Genomic DNA, 23385 nt, shown 5'->3' with positions numbered 1-23385 from the left:
TCGGCTACTTCGCCAGCGGGTCGGTGACCTGGCCGAGGAACAGCGGCGCCCCGCCCCGGGCGTCCCGGATCAGGAACAGGAACGGCCGGTCCAGGTACAGCTGGACCGGCCGGTCGGCGTTCGGCGCCGCCGCCGCCTCGACCCCGGCACCGCTGCCGGCCGCCGCGACCGTCCCCTCCTCGTCGACCTCGACGGTGGCCTTCTGCACCACCGTTCCGACGACCAGCGGCTCCTTGGCGATGCCGGTGAGATCGGCCTTGTCGAAGGCCGAGGAGACGCCGAGCGAGCGCAGCGCGGGGGTGAGCTCCTTCGAGGTGCCGAAGCGGAAGCGCGGCAGCCGGAGGTCGACCGGCCGCTCGGCGAGGGCGCCGAGGACGCGGTCGAGCTGGGGCTGGTCCAGGCCCTTGGCGAAGGCGGCGAAGCCTCCCTGCGCGGGGACGATCAGGTCCATCACCAGTGCGCCGTCCGCGTACGGCAGCTCGACGGCCTGCCAGGGCTCGCCGAGGATCCCGCCGGAGCCGTCGGCGTACTTGAACTCCCCGGTCTGCGCCATCGTGGGGACGGCCGGGGTGGAGCCGTCGAGCTTGTGGAACGGGCGGTCGGCGGTGTGCGAGGGCTTGAAGGCGGCGGCCCACCGGGCCTTCAGGTAGAGCGCGTCGGTGAGCACCAGCCGGGTGCTCGGGGTGATCGCGTCCCGGCCGAACAGGTCCTTGATCCGGCCGTCGGTGGCCTTCTCCACGGCCGCGTTGACGGTCTTGCGGGCCCCGTCCGGGTCCTTGGCGAAGTCGGCCTGGTGCACGCCGGTGTCGAAGGCGGCGGCCAGGTCGGCCAGGTAGCCCGGCTCGACGGCCAGGCCCTGCTGCGTCCAGAGGTCGTCGCTGCGGCGCAGGGTGAGCCGGTCGGTGGCCGGGACCGGCCGGTTCAACGCGCCGGTGGCGAGCGCGTACTGCCGCGGGTCGAGGTCGGTGTGCAGGGCCTTGGCCAGTTCCCCGGCGGTGGCGCCGCGGGCGCCGGGCAGCAGCATCGCGAGCAGGGTGGCCAGGCCGGACGGCGAGACCACGAGGTTGCCGCCGGCGGCGTCCGGCTGGGCGGTCAGGGCGTGCAGGAGGTCGAGGCCGAAGGCGTCGGTGGCGGCCGCGGTGGCGGCCACCCGCGCCGGGTCGACGGCCGGGCGGCTCGCGGGCGCGGCCGCCCGGAGCTCCACGGGCGCGGCGGCTCCGGTGCCGCCGCAGCCGGCGAGCAGCGGCGTGGCGAGCGCGGCCGCGAGGAGCAGCGCCGCCGGGCGGCGGAGGGTGCGACGGGTTCCGGTGCTGCGGTTCGTCATGGCCCTTCGACGCGCCGCCCCCGGATCGGGTTCCGGCCCGTACGGCGTCAGTCCCAGAGCGCCCCGAGCTCCAGCAGTTCGTCCCGGTGCTCGATCCGCTCCACCCAGTCGGCCGGCCAGGCCGCCTCGCCGTGGTGGGCGCCCGCGAAGGCGCCGGCCAGGCAGGCGAGGGAGTCGGAGTCGCCGCTGGAGTAGGCGGCCCGGCGGACGGCGGCGACCGGGTCGTCGGGCAGCAGCAGGAAGCAGAGCAGGCCGGTGCCGAAGGCCTCCTCGGCGACCCAGCCCTCGCCGGTGGCCAGGCAGGGGTCGGCCTCGACGTCGGGGGCGGCGAGGGCGGCCTCCAGCTGGTCGAGCACCGTGAGGCAGTCGTCCCAGCCGCGGGCGATGACGGCCTGCGGGGAGCTGCCGTACCAGCGGTCGGCGAGGTCGCCGAGCCAGAACTCGTCGTAGCGCTCGCGGCTCGCCAGCGCGTACGCCCGCAGCACCGCCGGCAGCCCGGCGGGCGGGACGCCCTCGGCCAGCTTGCGGACGGCGTACGCGGTGAGGTCGCCGGCGGCGAGCGCGGTCGGGTGGCCGTGGGTGAGCGCGGACTGCAGCTGGGCGGCGCCGGAGAGCTGCCGGGCGTCCAGCTCGCGGATCAGCCCGATCGGGGCGACCCGCATGTTGGCGCCGCAGCCCTTGGATCCGACGTCGCTGGCCTGCTGCCAGCGGTACTCGTCGTGGCTGAGCCGCTCGCAGGCGCGCAGGCAGGTCATGCCGGGGGCCCGGTTGTTCTGCGGGGAGCGCCACCAGTCGACGAACTCCTCGCGGACGGGCCGCACCAGCCGGAGGGGGGTGAGCGGCCCGCGCGCCAGGGCGGTGCGCAGGCCGCGGCCGAGGGCGAGGGTCATCTGGGTGTCGTCGGTGACCAACGCGGGCTTGGGCAAGGGCAGTTGCCGCCAGTCCTCGCAGTACTGGGCGATGTGCTCGATCTCGTCGAACTCGGTGCGGTGGCCCAGCGCGTCCCCGATCGCCAGCCCCAGCAGCGCCCCTGTCGCCTTGCCCACGGCCCTCTCCCCCTCAGTCGTCAGACCTCGACCAGCAGCTCCTTGAGCCCCCGGATCACGTAGCCCGGGTTCCACTCGGGCTCGCGGACCAGCCGCAGGCCCGGCGCCCGGCGCAGCAGGGTGCCGTAGGACTCGGTGAGCTCCAGTCTGGCAAGCGGGGCGCCGAGACAGAAGTGGATTCCGGCGCCGAAGGTGATGTGCGGGTTGTCGGTGCGGCCGAGGTCGAGGCGGTCCGGGTCGGCGAAGCGCTCGGGGTCGCGGTTGGCGGAGCCGAAGAGCAGGGCGATCTCGGCGCCGCGCGGGACGGTGACGCCGCGGACCTCGATGTCCTCCAGCACCCAGCGCTCGAACATCTGCAGCGGGGTGTCCCAGCGCATCAGTTCCTCGACGGCGGTGGGCAGCAGTTCGTCCACCGAGCCGCGCAGCCGGGCGAGCTCCCCGGGGTTGCGGAACAGCGCCCACCAGCCATTGCCGGTGGTGTTGACGGTCGCCTCGTGGCCGGCGTTGAGCAGCAGCACGCAGGTGGAGATCATCTCCTGCTCGCTGAGCGCGTCGGAGCCCTCCTGGGCCTGGATCAGCGCGCTGATCAGGTCCGAGCCCGGGGCCGCCCGGCGCTCGCGGATCAGGGTGCGCAGGTAGTCGGAGAACTCGGTGCTGGCGGTGACGGCCCGGCGGGCGGCCTCCTCGCCGGGGTTGAGCTCGAACATCCCGGTGATGTCGGCGGACCACGGCCGCAGCAGGTGCCGGTCGCCCTCCGGCACGCCGAGCATCTCGGCGATCACGGCGACCGGCAGCGGCTCGGCGACGGTGGCGATCAGGTCGCCGCCGCCGGCCGCGAGCAGCTCGTCGACCAGCTCGCCGGCCAGCCGCCGCACGGTGGGGCGCAGGCCCTCGACCATGCGCGGGGTGAAGGCCTTGGAGACCAGCCGGCGGATCCGGGTGTGGTCGGGGGCCTCCAGGTCCAGCAGCCCGTTGTCGTTGAGGGTGTGGAAGGGCTCGTGCGCCGGGTCGGGCTCGGGGCGGCCGAACTCCGCGTGGCTGAAGCGGTGGGTGTAGGTGCGGCCCAGCCGGCGGTCGCGCAGCAGGGCGCTGACGTCCTCGTGGCGGGAGACGAGCCACTGGTTCGTCGGCTCGAAGTACGTCACCGGCGCGTGCTCGCGCAGCTCGGCGTACGCGTCGTACGGGTGGGCCACGAACGCCGCCGACCAGGGGTCGAACTTCGCCGTCGTCGTCATCGGTCGATCACTCCAGGCCAGAGGGGGGAAGCCGGAAGGATCATCGTACGCACGCGGTACGTCCGGGAATATGACCCTTCCGGCCCCTGCTCAGGCCCGCTCCAGGACAAGTCGGCGCACCAGCTCCGGGAGCGCCCGGGAGATCGGCTCCCGGATCACCTCGGCCGCGGCCCCGTCGTACGGCGTCGGCTCGCCGTTCACGATGATCAGCTCCGCCCCGCTCCTCACCGCGTCGAGCGGCAGCGCCGCCACCGGGAACACCTGGAGGCTGGTGCCGACCGCGATGAACACGTCGCAGGCCCGAACGATCGCGTCGGCCTGCCCGAGCACCTCCGGGTCGAGGTTCTCGCCGAACATCACCACGCGCGGCTTCAGGATCCCCCCGCAGGCCCGGCACGCCGGGTCCGGCTCCCCCGCCTCGACCCGCGCCAGCGCCTCCGCCATCGGCCCGACCACCCGGCAGCGCAGGCACTGCGTCTCCCGGGCCGTGCCGTGCAGTTCGAGCACCTTGCGGGCGGGCAGCCCGGACTTCTGGTGCAGCCCGTCGATGTTCTGGGTGAGCACCCGCAGCGGCAGACCGGAGCGCTCCAGGTCGACCAGCGCCCGGTGCCCGGCGTTCGGCTCGGCGGCCAGTGCGCCCGTCTCCAGCCGCATCCGCCAGGCCCGTCGGCGCACCTGCGGATCGTCCCGGTACGGCCCGATGGTGACCAGCTCCTCGGCCGACGGGTCCTTCTGCCACAGGCCCTGCGGGCCGCGGTAGTCGGGGATGCCGGAGTCCGTCGAGATGCCCGCGCCGGTGAGCACGGCGATCAGGGGACGCTTCGCGTTCATACCCCGGACGGTACGGGCGGCGGCCCGGCCCCGGCCACCGAAATTCCGGGGGCGCCGGCCCCGCGAACGCCCCGGCCCGGGAAACGCCGAAGGGCCCGGAGGCTTGATGCCTCCGGGCCCTTCTTCTTTGTAGCGGGGACAGGATTTGAACCTGCGACCTCTGGGTTATGAGCCCAGCGAGCTACCGAGCTGCTCCACCCCGCGTCGGTAAACACGACTCTACGCGACTTCCGCCGAATGACCTAATCGGCTTCCGTCCGCCCCCTGAAGGCTCCCCGCCGCCCCCGGCGGGTCCGGCTCCCCGGCCCGCCCCGAAGGCCCCTGACGACCCCCGGGAACGCCGCAGGGCGGCCACCCCGTGAGGGGTGACCGCCCTGCGTCAGTGACGCGCGACTCAGCCGGTGTACGGGCCGTAGTCGTAGTCGTCCAGCGGGACCGCCTGGCCGGAGCCGGCGCCGAAGGGCGACAGGTCATAGTCGTCGTAGCCGACGGCCGAGTACATCGCGGCCTTGGCCTCCTCGGTCGGCTCGACCCGGATGTTGCGGTAGCGGGGCAGACCCGTACCGGCCGGGATGAGCTTACCGAGGATGACGTTCTCCTTGAGGCCCAGCAGCGGGTCCGACTTGGCGTGGATCGCCGCGTCGGTGAGGACCCGGGTCGTCTCCTGGAAGGAGGCGGCCGACAGCCAGGACTCGGTGGCCAGCGAGGCCTTGGTGATACCCATCAGCTGCGGACGGCCGGAGGCGGGGTGACCGCCCTCGGCGACGACGCGGCGGTTCTCCTGCTCGAAGCGACCGCGCTCGACCAGCTCGCCGGGCAGCAGCTCGGCGTCGCCCGACTCGATGATCGTCACGCGGCGGAGCATCTGCCGGATGATGATCTCGATGTGCTTGTCGTGGATCGACACACCCTGCGAGTTGTAGACCTTCTGGACCTCGGCGACCAGGTGGACCTGGACGGCACGCTGGCCCATGATGCGCAGGACGTCGTGCGGGTTGGTGGCACCCATGGTCAGCTTCTGGCCGACCTCGACCGCCTCGCCCTCGCTGACCAGCAGCTTCACGCGCTTCGAGACCGGGTAGGCGATCTCGTCGCTGCCGTCGTCCGGGGTGACGACCAGCTTGCGGGTCTTCTCGGTGTCCTCGATGCGGACCCGGCCCTGCGCCTCCGAGATCGGGGCCACACCCTTGGGGGTACGGGCCTCGAAGAGCTCGACGACACGCGGCAGACCCTGGGTGATGTCGTCACCGGCCACACCACCGGTGTGGAAGGTACGCATGGTCAGCTGGGTACCGGGCTCACCGATGGACTGGGCGGCGATGATGCCGACCGCCTCACCGATGTCGACCAGCTTGCCGGTGGCCAGCGAGCGCCCGTAGCACATGGCGCAGGTGCCGACGGCCGACTCACAGGTCAGGATCGAGCGGGTCTTGACCTCGCCGATGCCGTGGCGGATCAGCTCGTCGATCAGGACGTCGCCGAGGTCCGTGTTGGCGGTGGCGAGGAGCTTGCCGTCCACCGTGATGTCCTCGGCCAGCATGCGGGCGTAGACGCTGGTCTCGACGTCGTCGGCCTTGCGCAGCACGCCGTCCGGGCCCACGGAGCCGATCGCCAGCTTCAGGCCGCGCTCGGTGCCGCAGTCCTCCTCGCGAATGATGACGTCCTGGGAGACGTCGACCAGACGACGGGTGAGGTAGCCGGAGTCGGCGGTACGGAGGGCGGTGTCGGCCAGACCCTTACGGGCACCGTGGGTGGAGATGAAGTACTCCAGCACGGACAGACCCTCACGGAACGACGCCTTGATGGGTCGCGGGATGGTCTCGTTCTTGGCGTTCGACACCAGACCACGCATACCGGCGATCTGGCGCATCTGCATCATGTTTCCACGAGCACCCGAGTCGACCATCATGAAGATGGGGTTCGTCTTCGGGAAGTTCTCGTTCATGGCCTCGGCGACCTCGTTGGTCGCCTGGGTCCAGATGCCGATGAGCTCCTGCTTGCGCTCGTCGTTGGTGATCAGGCCGCGCTCGTACTGACGCTGGACCTTCTCCGCCTTCGCCTCGTAGCCCTCCAGGATCTGGGGCTTGTTCGGCGGGACGACGACGTCCGAGATCGAGACGGTGACGCCCGAGCGGGTCGACCAGTGGAAGCCGGCCGCCTTCAGGTTGTCCAGCGTCGCCGCGACGACGACCTTGGGGTAGCGCTCCGCCAGGTCGTTGACGATCGCGGAGAGCTGCTTCTTGCCCACCTCGTAGTCGACGAACGGGTAGTCCTCGGGCAGCAGCTCGTTGAAGAGCGCGCGGCCCAGGGTGGTGGTCAGGCGGAACGGCTCGCCGTCGAACCAGCCGGACTGGCCCTCCTCGTCCACCGGCGGGGTCCAGCCGCGCGGCGGGACGGTGCCGGCCGGCAGGCGCAGCTCGATCGGGGCCTGGACGTCCAGGTCGCGGGCGTCGAAGGCCATGATCGCCTCGGCGGTCGACGAGAAGGTGCGGCCGGCGCCCTTCACGTTGTCGCGGTCCGAGGTCAGGAAGAACAGACCGAGCACCATGTCCTGGGTCGGCATGGTGACGGGGCGACCGTCGGCCGGCTTCAGGATGTTGTTCGAGGACAGCATCAGGATGCGGGCCTCGGCCTGCGCCTCCGCGGAGAGCGGCAGGTGGACGGCCATCTGGTCACCGTCGAAGTCCGCGTTGAACGCGGTGCAGACGAGCGGGTGGATCTGGATGGCCTTGCCCTCGACCAGCTGCGGCTCGAAGGCCTGGATGCCGAGGCGGTGCAGGGTGGGCGCACGGTTCAGCAGGACCGGGTGCTCGGCGATGACCTCTTCGAGGACGTCCCACACGACCGGACGGGCGCGCTCGACCATGCGCTTGGCCGACTTGATGTTCTGCGCGTGGTTCAGGTCCACCAGGCGCTTCATCACGAACGGCTTGAAGAGCTCCAGCGCCATGGCCTTCGGCAGACCGCACTGGTGCAGCTTGAGCTGCGGGCCGACGACGATGACCGAACGGGCCGAGTAGTCGACTCGCTTGCCGAGGAGGTTCTGACGGAAACGACCCTGCTTGCCCTTCAGCATGTCGCTGAGGGACTTCAGCGGGCGGTTGCCCGGGCCGGTGACCGGACGGCCGCGGCGGCCGTTGTCGAACAGCGCGTCGACGGCCTCCTGGAGCATGCGCTTCTCGTTGTTCACGATGATCTCGGGGGCACCGAGGTCGAGCAGGCGCTTCAGGCGGTTGTTGCGGTTGATGACGCGGCGGTACAGGTCGTTCAGGTCGGAGGTCGCGAAGCGGCCACCGTCCAGCTGCACCATCGGACGCAGGTCCGGCGGGATGACCGGGACGCAGTCCAGCACCATGCCGTTGGGCTTGTTGGTGGTCTGCAGGAACGCGGAGACGACCTTGAGGCGCTTGAGCGCACGGGTCTTCTTCTGGCCCTTGCCGGTGCGGATGATCTCGCGCAGGCGCTCGGACTCCTCCGCCAGGTCGAAGGTCTCGAGGCGGTCCTTGAGGGCCGCCGCGCCCATCGAGCCGGAGAAGTAGGTGCCGAAGCGGTCGCGCAGCTCGCGGTAGAGCAGCTCGTCGCCCTCGAGGTCCTGGACCTTGAGGTTCTTGAAGCGGGCCCACACCTCGTCGAGGCGGTCGAGCTCGCGCTGCGCGCGGTCGCGCAGCTGCTTCATCTCGCGCTCGGCGCCCTCGCGCACCTTGCGGCGCACGTCGGCCTTGGCGCCCTCGGCCTCCAGCTCGGCCAGGTCGGTCTCGGCCTTCTTGGCGCGGGCCTCGAGGTCGGAGTCGCGGCGGTTCTCGATCTGCTGGCGCTCGACCGAGACGTGCGCCTCCAGGGACGGCAGGTCGCGCTGGCGGCGCTCGTCGTCGACCCAGGTGATCATGTAGGCGGCGAAGTAGATGACCTTCTCGAGGTCCTTCGGCGCCAGGTCCAGCAGGTAGCCCAGGCGGGACGGCACGCCCTTGAAGTACCAGATGTGGGTGACCGGGGCGGCCAGCTCGATGTGGCCCATCCGCTCACGGCGCACCTTGGCGCGGGTCACCTCGACGCCGCAGCGCTCGCAGATGATGCCCTTGAAGCGGACGCGCTTGTACTTACCGCAGTAGCACTCCCAGTCCCGGGTGGGGCCGAAGATCTTCTCGCAGAAGAGCCCGTCCTTTTCCGGCTTCAGGGTGCGGTAGTTGATGGTCTCCGGCTTCTTGACCTCGCCGTGCGACCACTGGCGGATGTCGTCGGCGGTGGCCAGGCCGATGCGGAGCTCGTCGAAGAAGTTGACGTCAAGCACTGGTCGTCAAGCCCTCTTTCGTAAGTCGAGAGTCGTTCATGTGGTCTGAGGGGGGCCTGGGGGCGGGCCGGCCGCTGCTGCGGCCGGCCCAACCTCCGTCAGACCTCTTCGACGCTGCTGGGCTCGCGCCGGGACAGGTCGATGCCGAGCTCCTCGGCGGCGCGGAACACGTCCTCGTCGGAGTCCCGCATCTCGATGGACTGGCCGTCCGAGGACAGCACCTCCACGTTGAGGCAGAGCGACTGCATTTCCTTGATGAGGACCTTGAAGGACTCGGGAATGCCGGGCTCGGGGATGTTCTCGCCCTTGACGATGGCCTCGTAGACCTTGACGCGGCCGAGGACGTCGTCGGACTTGATGGTGAGCAGCTCCTGGAGCGCGTAGGCGGCGCCGTACGCCTCGAGGGCCCACACCTCCATCTCACCGAAGCGCTGACCACCGAACTGCGCCTTACCACCGAGCGGCTGCTGGGTGATCATCGAGTACGGACCGGTCGAGCGGGCGTGCAGCTTGTCGTCGACCAGGTGGTGCAGCTTGAGGATGTACATGTAGCCGACCGAGACCGGCATCGGGAACGGCTCGCCGGAGCGGCCGTCGAACAGCCGGGCCTTGCCGGTGGAGTTCACCAGGCGCTCACCGTCACGGGTGAGGGTGGTGTTGTCCAGCAGGCCGGTGATCTCGTCCTCGCGGGCGCCGTCGAAGACCGGGGTGGCGAGGTTGGTGCCGCCCTCGACCGTGTCGGCGCCGATCGCCTGGAGGCGCTGGGCCCACTCGTCGGCGAGGCCGGAGACGTCCCAGCCCTGCTTGGCGAGCCACCCGAGGTGGATCTCCAGGACCTGTCCCGGGTTCATTCGGGACGGGACACCCAGCGGGTTGAGGATGATGTCGACCGGGGTGCCGTCCTCCAGGAACGGCATGTCCTCGACCGGCAGGATCTTCGAGATGACGCCCTTGTTGCCGTGACGGCCGGCGAGCTTGTCACCGTTGGTGATCTTGCGCTTCTGGGCCACGTAGACGCGGACCAGCTGGTTGACGCCCGGGGGCAGCTCGTCGCCCTCTTCGCGGTCGAAGACGCGGACGCCGATGACCTTGCCGGACTCACCGTGCGGCACCTTCAGCGAGGTGTCGCGGACCTCACGGGCCTTCTCGCCGAAGATCGCGCGGAGCAGGCGCTCCTCCGGGGTCAGCTCGGTCTCGCCCTTGGGCGTGACCTTGCCGACCAGGATGTCGCCGGTGACGACGTCGGCGCCGATGCGGATGATGCCGCGCTCGTCGAGGTCGGCCAGGACCTCCTCGGAGACGTTCGGGATGTCCCGGGTGATCTCCTCGGGGCCGAGCTTGGTGTCACGGGCGTCGACCTCGTGCTCCTCGATGTGGATCGAGGAGAGGACGTCGTCCTGCACGAGGCGCTGCGACAGGATGATCGCGTCCTCGTAGTTGTGACCCTCCCACGACATGAACGCCACGAGCAGGTTCTTGCCGAGGGCCATCTCGCCCTCGTCGGTGCACGGGCCGTCGGCCAGCACCTGGTTGACCTCGACCCGGGCGCCCTCGTCCACGAGCACCTTCTGGTTGAAGGCGGTGCCCTGGTTGGAGCGGGTGAACTTGGCGGCGCGGTACGTGGTGTACGTGCCGTCGTCGTTGGCCACGGTGACGTAGTCGGCCGAGACCTCCTGGACGACACCGGCCTTCTCGGCGGTGATGACGTCCGCGGCGTCGACGGCGCAGCGGTACTCCATGCCGGTACCGACCAGCGGGGCCTCGCTCTTCAGCAGCGGCACCGCCTGGCGCATCATGTTCGAGCCCATGAGCGCGCGGTTGGCGTCGTCGTGCTCGAGGAACGGGATCATGGCGGTCGCGACCGACACCATCTGGCGCGGCGAGACGTCCATGTAGTCGATCTCGGAGCCCGGGATGTAGTCGATCTCGCCGCCACGGCGGCGGACCAGGACACGCGGCTCGGCGAAGTGCAGGTCCGCGGTCAGCGGGGCGTTCGCCTGGGCGATGACGTAGCGGTCCTCCTCGTCGGCCGTCAGGTAGTCGACCTTCTCGGTGACCACACCGTCGACGACCTTGCGGTACGGCGTCTCGATGAAGCCGAACGCGTTGACCCGGCCGTACGAGGCCAGCGAGCCGATCAGACCGATGTTCGGGCCTTCGGGCGTCTCGATCGGACACATGCGGCCGTAGTGCGAGGGGTGCACGTCACGGACCTCGAAGCCGGCGCGCTCACGGGAGAGACCGCCGGGGCCGAGCGCGGACAGACGACGCTTGTGGGTCAGGCCCGACAGCGGGTTCGTCTGGTCCATGAACTGCGACAGCTGGCTGGTGCCGAAGAACTCCTTGATGGAGGCGACGACCGGCCGGATGTTGATCAGGGTCTGCGGCGTGATCGCCTCGACGTCCTGGGTGGTCATGCGCTCGCGCACGACGCGCTCCATACGGGCGAGACCCGTACGGACCTGGTTCTGGATGAGCTCGCCGACGTTGCGCAGGCGGCGGTTGCCGAAGTGGTCGATGTCGTCGACCTCGACCACGATGTCGCGGCCCTCGTCGTCACGCCACTCGGTCTCGCCCGCGTGCAGCTTCACCAGGTACTTGATCGCACCGATGATGTCGGGCTCGGTGAGCACGCCGGAGTCCAGCGACTCGGCGTTGCCCAGCTTGCGGTTGACCTTGTAACGGCCGACCTTCGCGAGGTCGTAGCGCTTCGGGTTGAAGTAGAGGTTCTCCAGAAGCGTCTGCGCGGCCTCGCGCGTGGGCGGCTCGCCCGGGCGCAGCTTGCGGTAGATGTCCAGCAGCGCGTCGTCCTGGCCCTGGGTGTGGTCCTTCTCCAGGGTGGCGCGCATCGACTCGTACTCGCCGAACTCCTCGAGAATCATCTCGTTGGTCCAGCCGAGCGCCTTGAGCAGCACGGTGACGGACTGCTTGCGCTTGCGGTCGATGCGGACGCCGACCATGTCGCGCTTGTCGATCTCCATCTCCAGCCAGGCACCACGCGAGGGGATGACCTTGCAGGAGTAGATGTCCTTGTCGGACACCTTGTCCAGGGTGGAGTCGAAGTACACACCCGGGGAGCGGACCAGCTGCGACACGACGACACGCTCGGTGCCGTTGATCACGAACGTGCCCTTGTGGGTCATGAGCGGGAAGTCGCCCATGAAGACCGTCTGAGACTTGATCTCACCGGTCTCGTTGTTGGTGAACTCGGCGGTGACGAAGAGCGGGGCCGCGAACGTGAAGTCGCGGTCCTTGCACTCGTCAATGGAGTTCTTCGGCGGCTCGAAACGGTGGTCGCGGAAGGTCAGCGACATCGACCCGCTGAAGTCCTCGATCGGGGAGATCTCCTCGAAGATCTCCTCCAGACCGGACTTCGTGGGGACGTCCTGACCACTCTCCAGGGCCGCCTCGACCCGGGACTTCCAGGCCGCGTTGCCGAGCAGCCAGTCAAAGCTCTCGGTCTGCAGGGCCAGGAGGTTGGGGACCTCGAGGGGCTCCTTGATCTTCGCGAACGAGACGCGGAGCGGGGCGGTGGATGCGGCGGAATTGTTCGAGGCGTTGCGCGGCGCGGCCAAGAGGGGGGTCCTTCCGAGGGCTCGGAGCTCACTACGCGCGTACCAGCCGGGCCTTCACGGGCTTGGTCCCGCCTCCTCGCCACTGGCCTCCGCCGGGATCGAAGTCCCAGGTCAGAGCCGCTTTGCGGAGGCGATGCCAGACCCCTTCAGGGCAACGCAAACTCCGGGCGACGAGTCACGGAGCAGCTAACAGGCAGCGCAAAGGGACAGTGTAGCCAATGGCCACACTGCTGTCCAGCTCTGATTCGGAGACCGAATCGGAGACTCCTCCCGGTAGCCGGCGAGCGCGGACGCCCACCGGGTACTGCTCTAACTCACGTGGAGTCATTTCCCGCCGGAGCCACTGGTTATGCATCCAGTAGCGGACCAACCGGGCGGACTCGCGCCTTGAGAATCGCGCGCCCCGCCGGGTTCGTCAAGGGCCCGCCGACGGTGCGGGCCTCGACCGGTCTATCGACCGCGACCCCCTCGGCGTTACAGAAGCCGTGGTGGGGCCGCCCTCGACGACGGTGATCACCATACCGTCCGGCACCGACGGTGCCGAGTGGGCGTTCGGCCACACCGGTGGACCGGGCCGGCCGGGGACGGCGGAACGGGGCCCCGCGCCCGGCCCAGGGGCCCGGGAACGCGAAAAAGCCGGGCCGACCACCCGCAAGGGTGATCGGCCCGGCTTCAGGCCCCCTCAGAGGGGGCGAGAAGTCACTTGACGGTGACCTTGGCGCCGGCACCCTCGAGGGCGGCCTTGGCCTTCTCGGCAACGTCCTTGGCAACCTTCTCCAGGACCTTGGCACCAGCGGTGTCAACGAGGTCCTTGGCCTCCTTCAGGCCGAGGGAGGTCAGGGTGCGCACCTCCTTGATGACCTGGATCTTCTTGTCGCCGGCACCATCGAGGATGACGTCGAACTCGTCCTGCTCCTCGACGGCCTCAACGGCGGCCGGGCCACCGGCGGCGGCAACGGCGACCGGGGCGGCAGCGGTGACGTCGAACTTCTCCTCGAAGGCCTTCACGAAGGCAGCGAGCTCGATGAGGGTGAGCTCCTCGAACTGCGCGAGCAGCTCGTCCTGGGTCAGCTTCGCCATGATGGCGTCCTTCCACTAAATCGGCAGGTGGTGCCGTATGTACGGGTTGGGCGGGCACGGGCCCGCAGCGAGGCGTGAGCCTGCCGAATTACTCGGCGGCCGCGTCCTCGGCGGCGGGAGCCGGCGTACCGGCACCGCCCTGCTCGACCTTGTCGCGCAGCGCGTCCACAGTGCGGACGAGCTTCGACGGCAGGGCCTGGAAGAGCGCGGCAGCCTGGGACTGCTTGGCCTTCAGGGCACCCGCCAGCTTGGCGAGCAGCACCTCGCGGGACTCGAGGTCCGCGAGCTTCTTGATCTCATCGGCGGACAGCGCCTTACCGTCAAGGACACCGCCCTTGATGATGAGAGCGGGGTTCTCCTTGGCGAAGTCACGCAGAGCCTTCGCCGACTCCACCGGGTCACCGGTGACGAAGGCGACAGCCGTCGGACCGTTGAACAGGTCGTCGAGCTCCGTGATCCCGACCTCATTGGCCGCAATCTTGGTCAGCGTGTTCTTCACCACGGCGTACTCGGCGTTGTCGCCGAGCGAGCGACGCAGGGTCTTGACCTGCTTCACCGAGAGACCGCGGTACTCGGTCAGCAGCGCCGCGGAGGAGCCACGGAACTTGTCCGTGATCTCGGCGACGGCGGCAGCCTTGTCGGGCCTGGCCATAGGCTTACGCCTCCTTCCGTGATGTCGAAGTCGGGCCGACCGCAAAAGTCGACCTGGGTCGCCGCGGACCGACTGGAGGGAAGGAAAGCTCCTGCGAAAACGCAATGAGCCCCGGTGCGCAGGCGCACGGGGCTCGTGACGACCTCGACGGGCGATCGCGCGAACGCGGACCCGGAAGTCGAAGCTCCAGACACACCTGCGCGGGCTGCCTGCGACGAAGCGCAGATCCTTCGGCCACCGATCCCTGACGGGCGCGGCGACAACCAGCGGTCTTTGGCTTCGGCAACAGTAACCGGAGCCCCTCACCAGGTGCAAATCGCCCTCGGACGGGGCATCCCCCGGGGTCGCCGCGGCACGGGTCGCCAGTGCGGCGGGCCGGCGGCTCAGCGGGCCAGCGGGGAGACCGTCCGGACGCCGGTGTCCACGGTGTCCGACTCGGCCGGCGCCTGCGCCGAGAGCAGCGCCCCGGCGAGGTCGGTGTAGAGCACCGAGTCGTCCTGCCGGCCGCTGTCCCCGGTGCCGGTCCGCTGGAGCCGGACCAGCTGGTCCTTGTCGTTGAGCCAGAGGTCCAGGGTGAGCGAGGCCGAGCCGCCGGGCGAGAGCGCGGCCCGCAGGCCGTCCCGGCGGGCCGCGGTCAGCTGGGCCTGGGCGGCCGCGTACTTCTCGGCGGTGGTGGCGACCCGGTAGTGCTCGACGGTCGAGTCCTCGAACTTCTCCTCGCCGACGAAGACCGGGTCCGTCCCCTCGGCGGTGGCCGCGGTCAGCGCCTCGACCGGGTTCAGCAGGTCGATCAGCCCGGCGTACGGGACCTCCTTGTGGCCGTCCGCGTCCGGCGGGACGGTGAAGCGCTCCCAGTGCCGGCCGCCCTGCCTGGCCGCGGTGGCGGCGTCCCCGCCCTGGTAGGCGACGGTGTCCACGACGATCAGCTGCTCGGCCTCGGCGGGGGTGGAGCGCTTGATCTGGAGCGCGGTCTTGGGCTGCCAGAACAGCGGGCCGGACCCGGCGTCCGGGCCGAGCCGGTAGCTGACCTTGGCCCGGCGGGCGGTCTGCATGGCCAGCTGGGCGGAGAGCAGCACCCCGTGCGGCGAGCGGTCGGTGGGCTTGGCCTGGGCGCTCGGGGAGGCGGTGGACGGCGAGGCGGTGCTCAGGCTCGGGCTGCCGGACGGCGTGGCGGACGTCTCCCCGCCCCCGCCGCACCCGCTCAGCCCGCTGGTCAGCAGGGCGACGACGGCCACCGCCGCCAAGCGCTGCCGTGCCGCCATCGTCCGTTCCCCTCTCGCCCGCCCCCGTCCGACGGCGGCCCCGTTCCGGCCACCTTGCCACCCGTCTCCGACCGGCCCGGTGGCGGCCCCCCTCGGGCGGGCGGGTCCACCGGGTCGGCCGAGCCCGGACCGGCGCCGGGGCTCCGGTCCGGGGCGGCGGGGATCAGCTGCCGGCGGCGGCCTTCTGGAGGTCGGCGAGGTCGATGTAGTCCACCGGGGTGGCGGCGATCACCGGGGTGCCGTAGTCCGAGTAGCTGACGGAGACGTTCACCGCGCCGACCTTGCTCTCCGCCTGCTCGGTCCGCTTGACCACGAGCTTGTCGGCGTCGACCCAGACGTCGACCTGCTCGCTGGCGATGCCGGCCGCGTCCAGGCCCTTCTTGATCCGGTCGGCCTGCGCCTGGGTGATGCCCTGGGTGGAGGCGATGGCCAGGTCCGCGGCGCTGATCACGCCGGAGTAGTGGGTGGTCGCCTTGCCGTTCACCGTCTCCGGGCCGACCTCGGTGACCTTGCCGCCGGCGATCAGCGTCCGGACGCCCTGCACCGGGTCCGCGCTCTGCAGCTGGTCGGTCGCACCGCCGGAGGCCTTGGCCATGTCGGCCATGGTGTAGCGCACCCAGCGAGGGCCGCTGTTCTGCAGCAGCTCCCCGCCGAGGCCCAGGAACACCGCGTCCTTGGTGTACAGGTAGTGCGCCTTCGGCCCGCCGGTGATCGGCGCCAGGACCTTGCCCAGCGGGGAGCCCGACAGGTCCATCGCGAGGTCGGCCTCCAGGCCGTCGGCCCAGGACAGCGCGCCCTGGCCCTTCATGGTGATCTCGCCGACCTGGATCAGCTCGTCGACCTTCGCCGACTTGGCCGCACCGGTCTTCTGGGTGACCTGCTCCAGGAAGACCGCCGGGCTGACCTTCTCCGGCTTCGCGCCGGTCGGGGCGGCGGCCGACGGGGTGGCCGGGGCGGCGGCCGTGGTCGGCGCGGCCGGGGCGGCGTTCTTGTCCGCCGACTTGTCGTTGTTGCACGCGGTCGCGGTCAGCGCCAGGGCGGCGAGGACGACGGTGACGGCGGCCTTGCGGGTTCCAGCCATGACTTCCCCCCTCGAAGAGCTGATTGTCAGCTCTTCTCATGCGTTTCTCATCCGGACTCTAACGGATCGCCGGAAGCCCCATGCGCCGGATATCCGCTCCCCCGTCACCCGCCGGCGGCGGGCGTCGCGTCCGCCGCTCCGGGAGCCGAGACATCGGTCGTGGTGACCGTGGTTCCCGCACTCCCCCGGACCGTCTCGCGCAGCCGCAGCAGCTGCATGCCGGGGCCGACCCAGACGTCGTAGCCGATCGCCGTCACCCCGTTCCGCTGGTACCAGTCCAGCGTGGCGGCCCGCCGCTGCGGGCTCAACTCGTCGTCCTTGCCGAACAGTTCGGCCACCGGCGCGGAGCCCCGGTAGTGCGCCACGGTCACCCCGGCCAGCTGCTCGCCGCCGAGCGAGGTGAGCTTGACGCCCTGCGCGACCTCGTACGCCCGGCTGCCCGGGTTGGTGATCAGCGCGGTCGTCCAGCCGCCCGCGAAGCCCTCCGGGTCGGGGCCCGCCGCGGGGTCGACCGACTCGGCGGTGCTCCGCTCCGCGTGCTTGGCCGCGCCGCCCTGGTAGACGAGGTCGAGCGCGCCGTCCTTCACGGTCAGCCGTCCGGTGCCCAGCTCGTCGGTGACGGCCAGCCCGGCCTCGTCCGCGGCGCCCCAGACCAGGGAGCCGCTCGCGGTGCGCCGGCCGGCCGGGCCCTCCTGGACCACGTCGATCCGGGCGCCGCCGGCGTCGTCCAGCCCCTGCGCGGCCGAGAGCACCACCTGCTTGGGCGGCACCGGCGCGGGGCCCCCGGGGGTGCGGGTGGTCGGGACGGCCAGCAGGCTGCACCCGGTGGTGGTGAGCAGCAGCAGGGCCGCCACGAGAACGGTGGGGCGAGGGGCGGGCAGCACGGCACACTCCGGCGGTCACAGGTGCTCCACATGGTCTGACCGGCAGAGCGTACGACGGTTCGGCCCGTCGTTCCCATCCGCCGGTGTCCCGATCCGGCAACCGTTCCGGCCCGTCGGCCCGACCGGCCCGCGCCGGGCCCCGTACCGGCTCCTTCCCCGGGAACGACGGCGGGCCCGCACCCCCGGTGAAGGGGGTACGGGCCCGTCGTACGGACTGCTCTAGAGCACTGGGGCTCAGACCGCGGCCGGGTCCTCCTCGGCGAGGAGGTTGCGGGTGCGGTTCGGGTCCACCAGGACGCCGGGGCCCATGGTGGTCGAGAACGCGGTCTTCTTGATGTAGCGGCCCTTGGCGGCGGACGGCTTGGCGCGGAGCACCTCGTCCAGCGCGGCGGCGTAGTTCTCGACCAGCTGCTCGTCGGTGAAGGAGGCCTTACCGATGATGAAGTGCAGGTTCGAGTGCTTGTCGACGCGGAACTCGATCTTGCCGCCCTTGATCTCGTTCACGGCCTTGGCCACGTCCGGGGTCACGGTGCCGGTCTTCGGGTTCGGCATCAGGCCACGGGGACCGAGCACGCGGCCGAGGCGGCCGACCTTGCCCATGAGGTCCGGGGTGGCGACGACGGCGTCGAAGTCGAGGCGGCCCTTGGCGACCTCGTCGATGAGCTCGTCGGAGCCGACGATGTCGGCGCCCGCAGCACGCGCGGCCTCGGCACGCTCGCCGGTCGCGAAGACCAGGACCCGAGCGGTCTTACCGGTGCCGTGCGGGAGGATCACGGTGCTGCGGACCATCTGGTCGGCCTTGCGCGGGTCGACGCCCAGACGCATGGCGACCTCGACGGTGCCGTCGAACTTGGTGGTGCTGGTCGCCTTGGCGAGGCGGACGGCCTCGAGGGGGGCGTAAAGGCGCTCGCGGTCGACCTGGGCGTCCGCGGCCTTCAGGGCCTTGCTGCGCTTCATGGCTGCTCCTGAATGATGAATGGAGTTGTGGTGTCACGGGCCTGCGCGGGCCCTACCACAGGGGACGAGAAGGGAACTCAGCCCTCGACGGTGATGCCCATCGACCGGGCGGTGCCGGCGATGATCTTCTCCGCGGCGTCCAGGTCGTTGGCGTTCAGGTCGGGCATCTTGGTCGTGGCGATGTCGCGGACCTGGGCGCTGGTGAGCTTGGCGACCTTGGTCTTGTGCGGCTCGCTGGAGCCCTTGTCGACACCCGCGGCCTTCAGGATGAGGCGCGCGGCCGGCGGCGTCTTCGTGATGAAGGTGAAGGAACGGTCCTCGTAGACCGTGATCTCCACCGGCACGATCATGCCGCGCTGCGACTCGGTCGCAGCGTTGTAGGCCTTGCAGAACTCCATGATGTTGACGCCGTGCTGGCCCAGCGCGGGGCCGACCGGCGGCGCCGGGTTGGCCGCACCGGCGTTGATCTGGAGCTTGATAAGCCCCGTGACCTTCTTCTTCTTGGGAGGCATGTCTCTCCGGGTCCTTCCGAGAGGTGATTGCTGGTGCGTGCGAAACCGGGGCGACACCCGGCCGCCAGCACACACATCGGACCAGGCTAACGCGTCCGCGCCGCTGGACCAAAACGGGTTCGGGGCGGAGGCTCCTCGCCCCCGCCCCGAACCCGAAGACGGTATGACTAGTTCTTCTGGATCTGGTCGAAGGAGAGCTCGACCGGGGTCTCCCGGCCGAAGATCTCGACCAGGCCCTTGACCTTCTTCGAGTCCGGGTTGATCTCGTTGATGGTCGCCTGGAGGGTCGCGAACGGACCGTCGGTGACGGTGACCGAGTCGCCGACCTCGAAGTCCAGCACCTGGATCTCGCTCGGCTTGATCGGCGAGGGCTTGCCGGCCTCCTTGGCCGCCTGGCGCTCGACGTCGGGGGCGAGCATCTTGACGACCTCGTCCAGGGTCAGCGGGTACGGGTCGTAGGCGTTGCCGACGAAGCCGGTGACACCCGGGGTGTTGCGCACGACGCCCCAGGACTCGGGGGTGAGGTCCATGCGCACCAGGACGTAGCCGGGGAGCTTGTTCTGGCGGATGGTCTTGCGGTCGCCGTTCTTGATCTGGACGACCTCCTCCTGCGGCACCTCGGCCTGGAAGATGTACTCCTCGACGTTCAGCGAGACGGCGCGCTGCTCCAGGTTCTGCTTCACCCGGTTCTCGTAGCCGGCGTAGGTGTGGATCACGTACCACTCGCCCGGCATGAAGCGCAGGTCCTCGCGGAACTTGGCGACCGGGTCGACCTCGTCGGCCGACTCCTCCTCGGCGTCCTCGGCGTCCTCGGCCTCCTCGGCGTCCTCGGCGTCCTCGACGGACTCCTCGGCCTCGGCGTCGCCCTCCACGTGCAGCGCGGCCTCCTCGGCGGGCTCGCCGGCCTCGGCCTCGTCGTACGCCTCGACCTCGTCCTCGTCGCTGTCCGCGGCGTCCACGATCTGCTCGGCGGACTCGGCGTCGTCAGCCGGCTCGGCCGCGTCCAGCTCGGCGGCGCCATCCGCCTCGCGGACGGTCTCGTCGGCGTCGTACAGGGGGGACTCAGACACGGTGGCGGCTTCTTTCCTGGAGATGGTGAAGGTGGCGCGCTCCTCGACCGGCCCGGCGGACGGCCGCTCGCGCGGGCGCCAGGTGAGGTCTCGGAGACTTCAACAGTACCGAGTCCACGGTAGCCGCGCGTACGTCCGGCGCCGACAGCTCGACCCGGGCCGAGTAATCGGCCCGGGTCGGGAGGCTGTTCGAGAGGTGGGGCGGCCGGTCAGCCGAAGACCAGGAGGCTCAGCTTGGAGAAGCCGTAGTCCAGGCCGGCCACGAAGGCCATCATGACCACCACGAAGGTGACGACCACGGCGGTGTAGTTGGTGAGCTCGCCGCGGGTCGGCCAGACGACCTTGCGCAGCTCGGCGATGATCTGGCGGTAGAAGAGGGCGGTCCGTGCGAACAGGCCCTTCTTGGCCCGCTTGCCCGACTTCTTCTGCTTGCCGGACTTCTTGTCGCCCTCGGCCGATGCGATCTCGGCAGCGCCGTCGGCACCCTCGGGGTTGCCGCTCTCAGGCGTTGCGGTGGAGCCCGTGGTCTCCGTCACTCGTCCTCACCTGAATCCGGGTCCTGCCGGCTTCGCCGCGCACCCGGTGGGGGCGGCCAGTCGGCTAGCGGTGCTGATCGGTGCCATCTCCGCATCAAGCCCGCTCACTCCTGTGGAGCGAACGGGCTGAAAACGGATCTAGCAGCAGGGCAAGAGGGACTCGAACCCCCAACCGCCGGTTTTGGAGACCGGTGCTCTACCAATTGAGCTATTGCCCTACGGTGCCTCGCGGCTCCGGTGGCGACCAACCTACCGTATCTCCCCCCGCTGTCTGCACAGGCGGTGAAAGCTCCGGTTCTTGGCGGGCCGTCGAGCAGCGAGTGTACGTGGTCGAGGGGTGTTTGGTCGAACTTCTTCTTCCGGCTTCTCTTCCGGACCGGCCGCTCCCCCGGCGGACGTCCGGTCCGGCGGGACCCCTTCCGACGGACCGTCGGGCCGCGATTCGGACGGGAACGTACGGATGCCGATACCCCGATGCCCGGTAGGTCCCGGTTCTGCGACGATGCAGGCATGAGCGCTTCCACCCCGCAGCCCGACCAGTCCATCCGCCCCGCCGACCGCCGGGTCTCCGCCCGGATCGGCGCGATCGCCGAGTCCGCGACCCTCGCCGTGGACGCCAAGGCCAAGGCCCTCAAGGCCGCCGGCCGCCCGGTCATCGGTTTCGGCGCCGGCGAGCCCGACTTCCCCACCCCGGACTACATCGTCGAGGCGGCCGTCGAGGCCTGCCGCGACCCGAAGAACCACCGCTACACCCCGGCGGGTGGCCTGCCCGAGCTGAAGGCCGCGATCGCCGCCAAGACGCTGCGCGACTCCGGCTACGAGGTGGACGCCTCCCAGGTGCTCGTCACCAACGGCGGCAAGCAGGCGATCTACGAGGCGTTCGCGGCGATCCTGGACCCGGGCGACGAGGTCATCATCCCGGCCCCGTACTGGACCACCTACCCGGAGTCGGTCCAGCTGGCCGGCGGCGTCCCGGTGGAGGTCGTCTCCGACGAGACCACCGGTTACAAGGTCTCGGTCGAGCAGCTGGAGGCCGCGCGCACCGAGAACACCAAGGTGGTGCTGTTCGTCTCGCCGTCCAACCCGACCGGCGCGGTGTACACCGAGGCCGAGGCCGAGGCGATCGGCCGCTGGGCGCTGGAGCACGGCCTGTGGGTGCTCACCGACGAGATCTACGAGCACCTGGTGTACGGCGACGCCACCTTCACCTCGCTGCCGGCCCTGCTGCCCGAGCTGGCCGAGAAGTGCATCGTGGTCAACGGCGTCGCCAAGACCTACGCGATGACCGGCTGGCGGGTGGGCTGGGTGGTCGGCCCCAAGGACGTCATCAAGGCCGCGACCAACCTCCAGTCGCACGCCACCTCGAACGTCTCCAACGTCGCCCAGCGCGCCGCCCTGGCCGCCGTGGCCGGCGACCTGGACGCGGTCGCCGAGATGCGCGAGGCCTTCGACCGCCGCCGCAAGACCATCGTGCGGATGCTCAACGAGATCGAGGGCGTGCTCTGCCCCGAGCCCGAGGGCGCCTTCTACGCCTACCCGTCGGTCAAGGGCCTGCTGGGCAAGGAGATCCGCGGCCGGCGCCCGCAGACCTCCGCCGAGCTGGCCGCCCTGATCCTGGACGAGGCCGAGGTCGCGGTCGTCCCGGGCGAGGCCTTCGGCACCCCCGGCTACCTGCGGCTCTCCTACGCGCTCGGCGACGCCGACCTGGTCGAGGGCGTCAGCCGGGTCCAGAAGCTGCTCGGCGAGGCCCGCGACTGACCTCGGGTCCGTCCGCCGACGTCAACCCGACGCCAGGGTTTCACCCGGCGCACCGCCCCCTTTCACCCCTTCAGGGGATGTAGAGGGGGCGGTTCCCGTTCAGGGGCCGTATACGGCAGTATCGGTGAATGGAACGCCTGTTGAACCCGCGAGACGTCAGGGGCCTCCCGAAGGCCCACCTGCACCTGCACTTCACCGGCTCGATGCGGCCCGCCACCCTCCTGGAGCTGGCGGACAAGCACGGCGTCCGGCTGCCGGAGGCGCTCAGCTCCGGCGAGCCGCCCCGGCTGCGGGCCACCGACGAGCGGGGCTGGTTCCGCTTCCAGCGGCTGTACGACACCGCCCGCTCGGTGCTGCGGGACGAGGAGGACATCCGCCGGCTGGTCCTGGAGACCGCCGAGGACGAGCGGCGGGACGGCTCCCGCTGGCTGGAGATCCAGGTCGACCCGACCTCGTACGCGCCCCGGCTGGGCGGACTGATCCCCGCCCTGGAGCTGATCCTGGACGCGGTGGAGCACGCCGCCGCGGCGACCGGGGTGGGCATCCGGGTCCTGGTCGCGGCCAACCGGATGAAGTCCCCGATGGACGCCCGGACGCTGGCCCGGCTGGCCGTCCGCTACGCCGACCACGGGGTGGTCGGCTTCGGCCTCTCCAACGACGAGCGCCGGGGCCTGGCCCGGGACTTCGACCGGGCCTTCGCGATCGCCCGCAACGGCGGGCTGCTGGCGGCCCCGCACGGCGGCGAGCTGTCCGGCCCGGAGTCCGTCCGGGACTGCCTGGACGATCTGGGCGCCGCCCGGATCGGCCACGGCGTGCGGGCCGCCGAGGACCCCCGGCTGATGGAGCGGCTGGCGGACCGGCAGGTCACCTGCGAGGTCTGCCCGTCCTCCAACGTCTCGCTCGGCGTCTACGAGCGCCCCGAGGAGGTGCCGCTGCGCCGGCTCTTCGACGCCGGGGTGCCGCTCGCCCTGGGCGCGGACGACCCGCTGCTGTTCGGCAGCCGGCTGGCCGCCCAGTACGAGCTGGTCCGGGACGTGCTGGGCTTCTCCGACGCCGAACTCGCCGAGCTGGCACGGCAGTCGGTGCGCGGCTCGGTCGCGCCGGAGGCCGTCCGCAAGGAGCTGCTGGCGGACATCGACGCCTGGCTGGTCGGCGACCGCGCCCCCGCGGAAGCGGCCGCCGTACCCGCCTAGGGCCGCTGCTAGTGCTGCCCCGCAGAAGTTCGTTGAGGGGTGTTGATCAGGCTGCCTTGAGTGGGGTGCCTTCGTAGGTCCAGCGGTAGGGCTTCGCGGTC

The 23385-nt window shown here is 70.7% G+C and carries 17 protein-coding genes and 2 tRNA genes; 2 read left to right on the top strand and 17 right to left on the bottom strand.

Features of this window, described 5'->3' with window-relative positions:
• Positions 1–4 precede the first annotated feature (4 nt).
• From ACFVXH_RS32565 to ACFVXH_RS32485, 17 genes are all read right to left on the bottom strand, one after another.
• Positions 5–1324: a serpin family protein gene (locus ACFVXH_RS32565; protein ID WP_387829477.1), complete on the bottom strand. Its 1320-nt coding sequence runs from the start codon at positions 1322–1324 to the stop codon at positions 5–7.
• A gap of 47 nt (positions 1325–1371) precedes the next feature.
• Positions 1372–2394 carry an ADP-ribosylglycohydrolase family protein gene (locus ACFVXH_RS32560; RefSeq protein WP_387829546.1) on the bottom strand — a complete coding sequence of 341 codons (1023 nt, stop codon included), beginning with the start codon at positions 2392–2394 and terminating at the stop codon, positions 1372–1374.
• On the bottom strand, positions 2391–3605 hold the full coding sequence (locus ACFVXH_RS32555) for a cytochrome P450 (RefSeq protein WP_387829476.1): 1215 nt from the start codon (positions 3603–3605) through the stop codon (positions 2391–2393). The genes ACFVXH_RS32560 and ACFVXH_RS32555 overlap by 4 nt, the downstream gene beginning before the upstream one ends.
• A gap of 90 nt (positions 3606–3695) precedes the next feature.
• Complete coding sequence (locus ACFVXH_RS32550; protein ID WP_375876148.1) at positions 3696–4436, bottom strand: NAD-dependent deacetylase; 741 nt, start codon at positions 4434–4436, stop codon at positions 3696–3698.
• Between the two features lie 130 nt (positions 4437–4566).
• Positions 4567–4640, bottom strand: a tRNA-Met gene (locus tag ACFVXH_RS32545).
• A gap of 190 nt (positions 4641–4830) precedes the next feature.
• Positions 4831–8724 carry a DNA-directed RNA polymerase subunit beta' gene (locus ACFVXH_RS32540; protein ID WP_074003974.1) on the bottom strand — a complete coding sequence of 1298 codons (3894 nt, stop codon included), beginning with the start codon at positions 8722–8724 and terminating at the stop codon, positions 4831–4833.
• A gap of 98 nt (positions 8725–8822) precedes the next feature.
• A complete protein-coding gene (gene rpoB / locus ACFVXH_RS32535; RefSeq protein WP_074003975.1) occupies positions 8823–12299 on the bottom strand; it encodes a DNA-directed RNA polymerase subunit beta in 3477 nt (1158 codons plus the stop codon).
• A gap of 699 nt (positions 12300–12998) precedes the next feature.
• Positions 12999–13382, bottom strand: a complete 384-nt coding sequence (gene rplL, locus ACFVXH_RS32530) for a 50S ribosomal protein L7/L12 (protein ID WP_198959424.1) — start codon at positions 13380–13382, stop codon at positions 12999–13001.
• Positions 13383–13467: 85 nt separating this feature from the next.
• Complete coding sequence (gene rplJ, locus ACFVXH_RS32525) at positions 13468–14031, bottom strand: 50S ribosomal protein L10 (protein ID WP_045693068.1); 564 nt, start codon at positions 14029–14031, stop codon at positions 13468–13470.
• A 383-nt stretch (positions 14032–14414) separates the two neighbouring features.
• Entirely contained in the window at positions 14415–15293 is an 879-nt protein-coding gene (locus ACFVXH_RS32520) for a hypothetical protein (protein ID WP_117488240.1), read from the bottom strand.
• A gap of 163 nt (positions 15294–15456) precedes the next feature.
• Positions 15457–16374 (bottom strand): hypothetical protein, encoded by a 918-nt coding sequence (locus ACFVXH_RS32515; RefSeq protein WP_074003976.1) that lies wholly within the window; start codon positions 16372–16374, stop codon positions 15457–15459.
• A 104-nt stretch (positions 16375–16478) separates the two neighbouring features.
• Positions 16479–17258, bottom strand: coding sequence for a hypothetical protein (locus ACFVXH_RS32510; protein ID WP_387829473.1), 780 nt, complete (start codon positions 17256–17258; stop codon positions 16479–16481).
• A gap of 234 nt (positions 17259–17492) precedes the next feature.
• A complete protein-coding gene (gene rplA, locus ACFVXH_RS32505; protein ID WP_049651983.1) occupies positions 17493–18215 on the bottom strand; it encodes a 50S ribosomal protein L1 in 723 nt (240 codons plus the stop codon).
• A gap of 77 nt (positions 18216–18292) precedes the next feature.
• A complete protein-coding gene (gene rplK, locus ACFVXH_RS32500) occupies positions 18293–18727 on the bottom strand; it encodes a 50S ribosomal protein L11 (RefSeq protein WP_049651984.1) in 435 nt (144 codons plus the stop codon).
• Positions 18728–18894: 167 nt separating this feature from the next.
• Positions 18895–19797: a transcription termination/antitermination protein NusG gene (nusG, locus tag ACFVXH_RS32495; protein ID WP_387829470.1), complete on the bottom strand. Its 903-nt coding sequence runs from the start codon at positions 19795–19797 to the stop codon at positions 18895–18897.
• Between the two features lie 209 nt (positions 19798–20006).
• On the bottom strand, positions 20007–20333 hold the full coding sequence (gene secE, locus ACFVXH_RS32490) for a preprotein translocase subunit SecE (RefSeq protein WP_049651985.1): 327 nt from the start codon (positions 20331–20333) through the stop codon (positions 20007–20009).
• 145 nt (positions 20334–20478) lie between these two features.
• Positions 20479–20551: transfer RNA gene (locus tag ACFVXH_RS32485), tRNA-Trp, on the bottom strand.
• A 292-nt stretch (positions 20552–20843) separates the two neighbouring features.
• Here ACFVXH_RS32485 and ACFVXH_RS32480 point away from each other — a divergent pair.
• Together ACFVXH_RS32480 and ACFVXH_RS32475 are read left to right on the top strand one after the other, a co-directional pair.
• The gene (locus ACFVXH_RS32480; protein WP_375876145.1) at positions 20844–22091 is read left to right on the top strand and encodes a pyridoxal phosphate-dependent aminotransferase; all 1248 of its coding nucleotides are present in this window, start codon (positions 20844–20846) and stop codon (positions 22089–22091) included.
• A 128-nt stretch (positions 22092–22219) separates the two neighbouring features.
• Positions 22220–23284 (top strand): adenosine deaminase, encoded by a 1065-nt coding sequence (locus tag ACFVXH_RS32475; RefSeq protein WP_049651987.1) that lies wholly within the window; start codon positions 22220–22222, stop codon positions 23282–23284.
• Positions 23285–23385: the final 101 nt, after the last annotated feature.

This window comes from Kitasatospora sp. NPDC058184, assembly GCF_042883725.1.
Lineage (GTDB): Bacteria > Actinomycetota > Actinomycetes > Streptomycetales > Streptomycetaceae > Kitasatospora.
The sequence above is the reverse complement of the archived record's forward strand: the minus strand, read 5'-3'. Positions and strand labels throughout refer to the sequence as shown.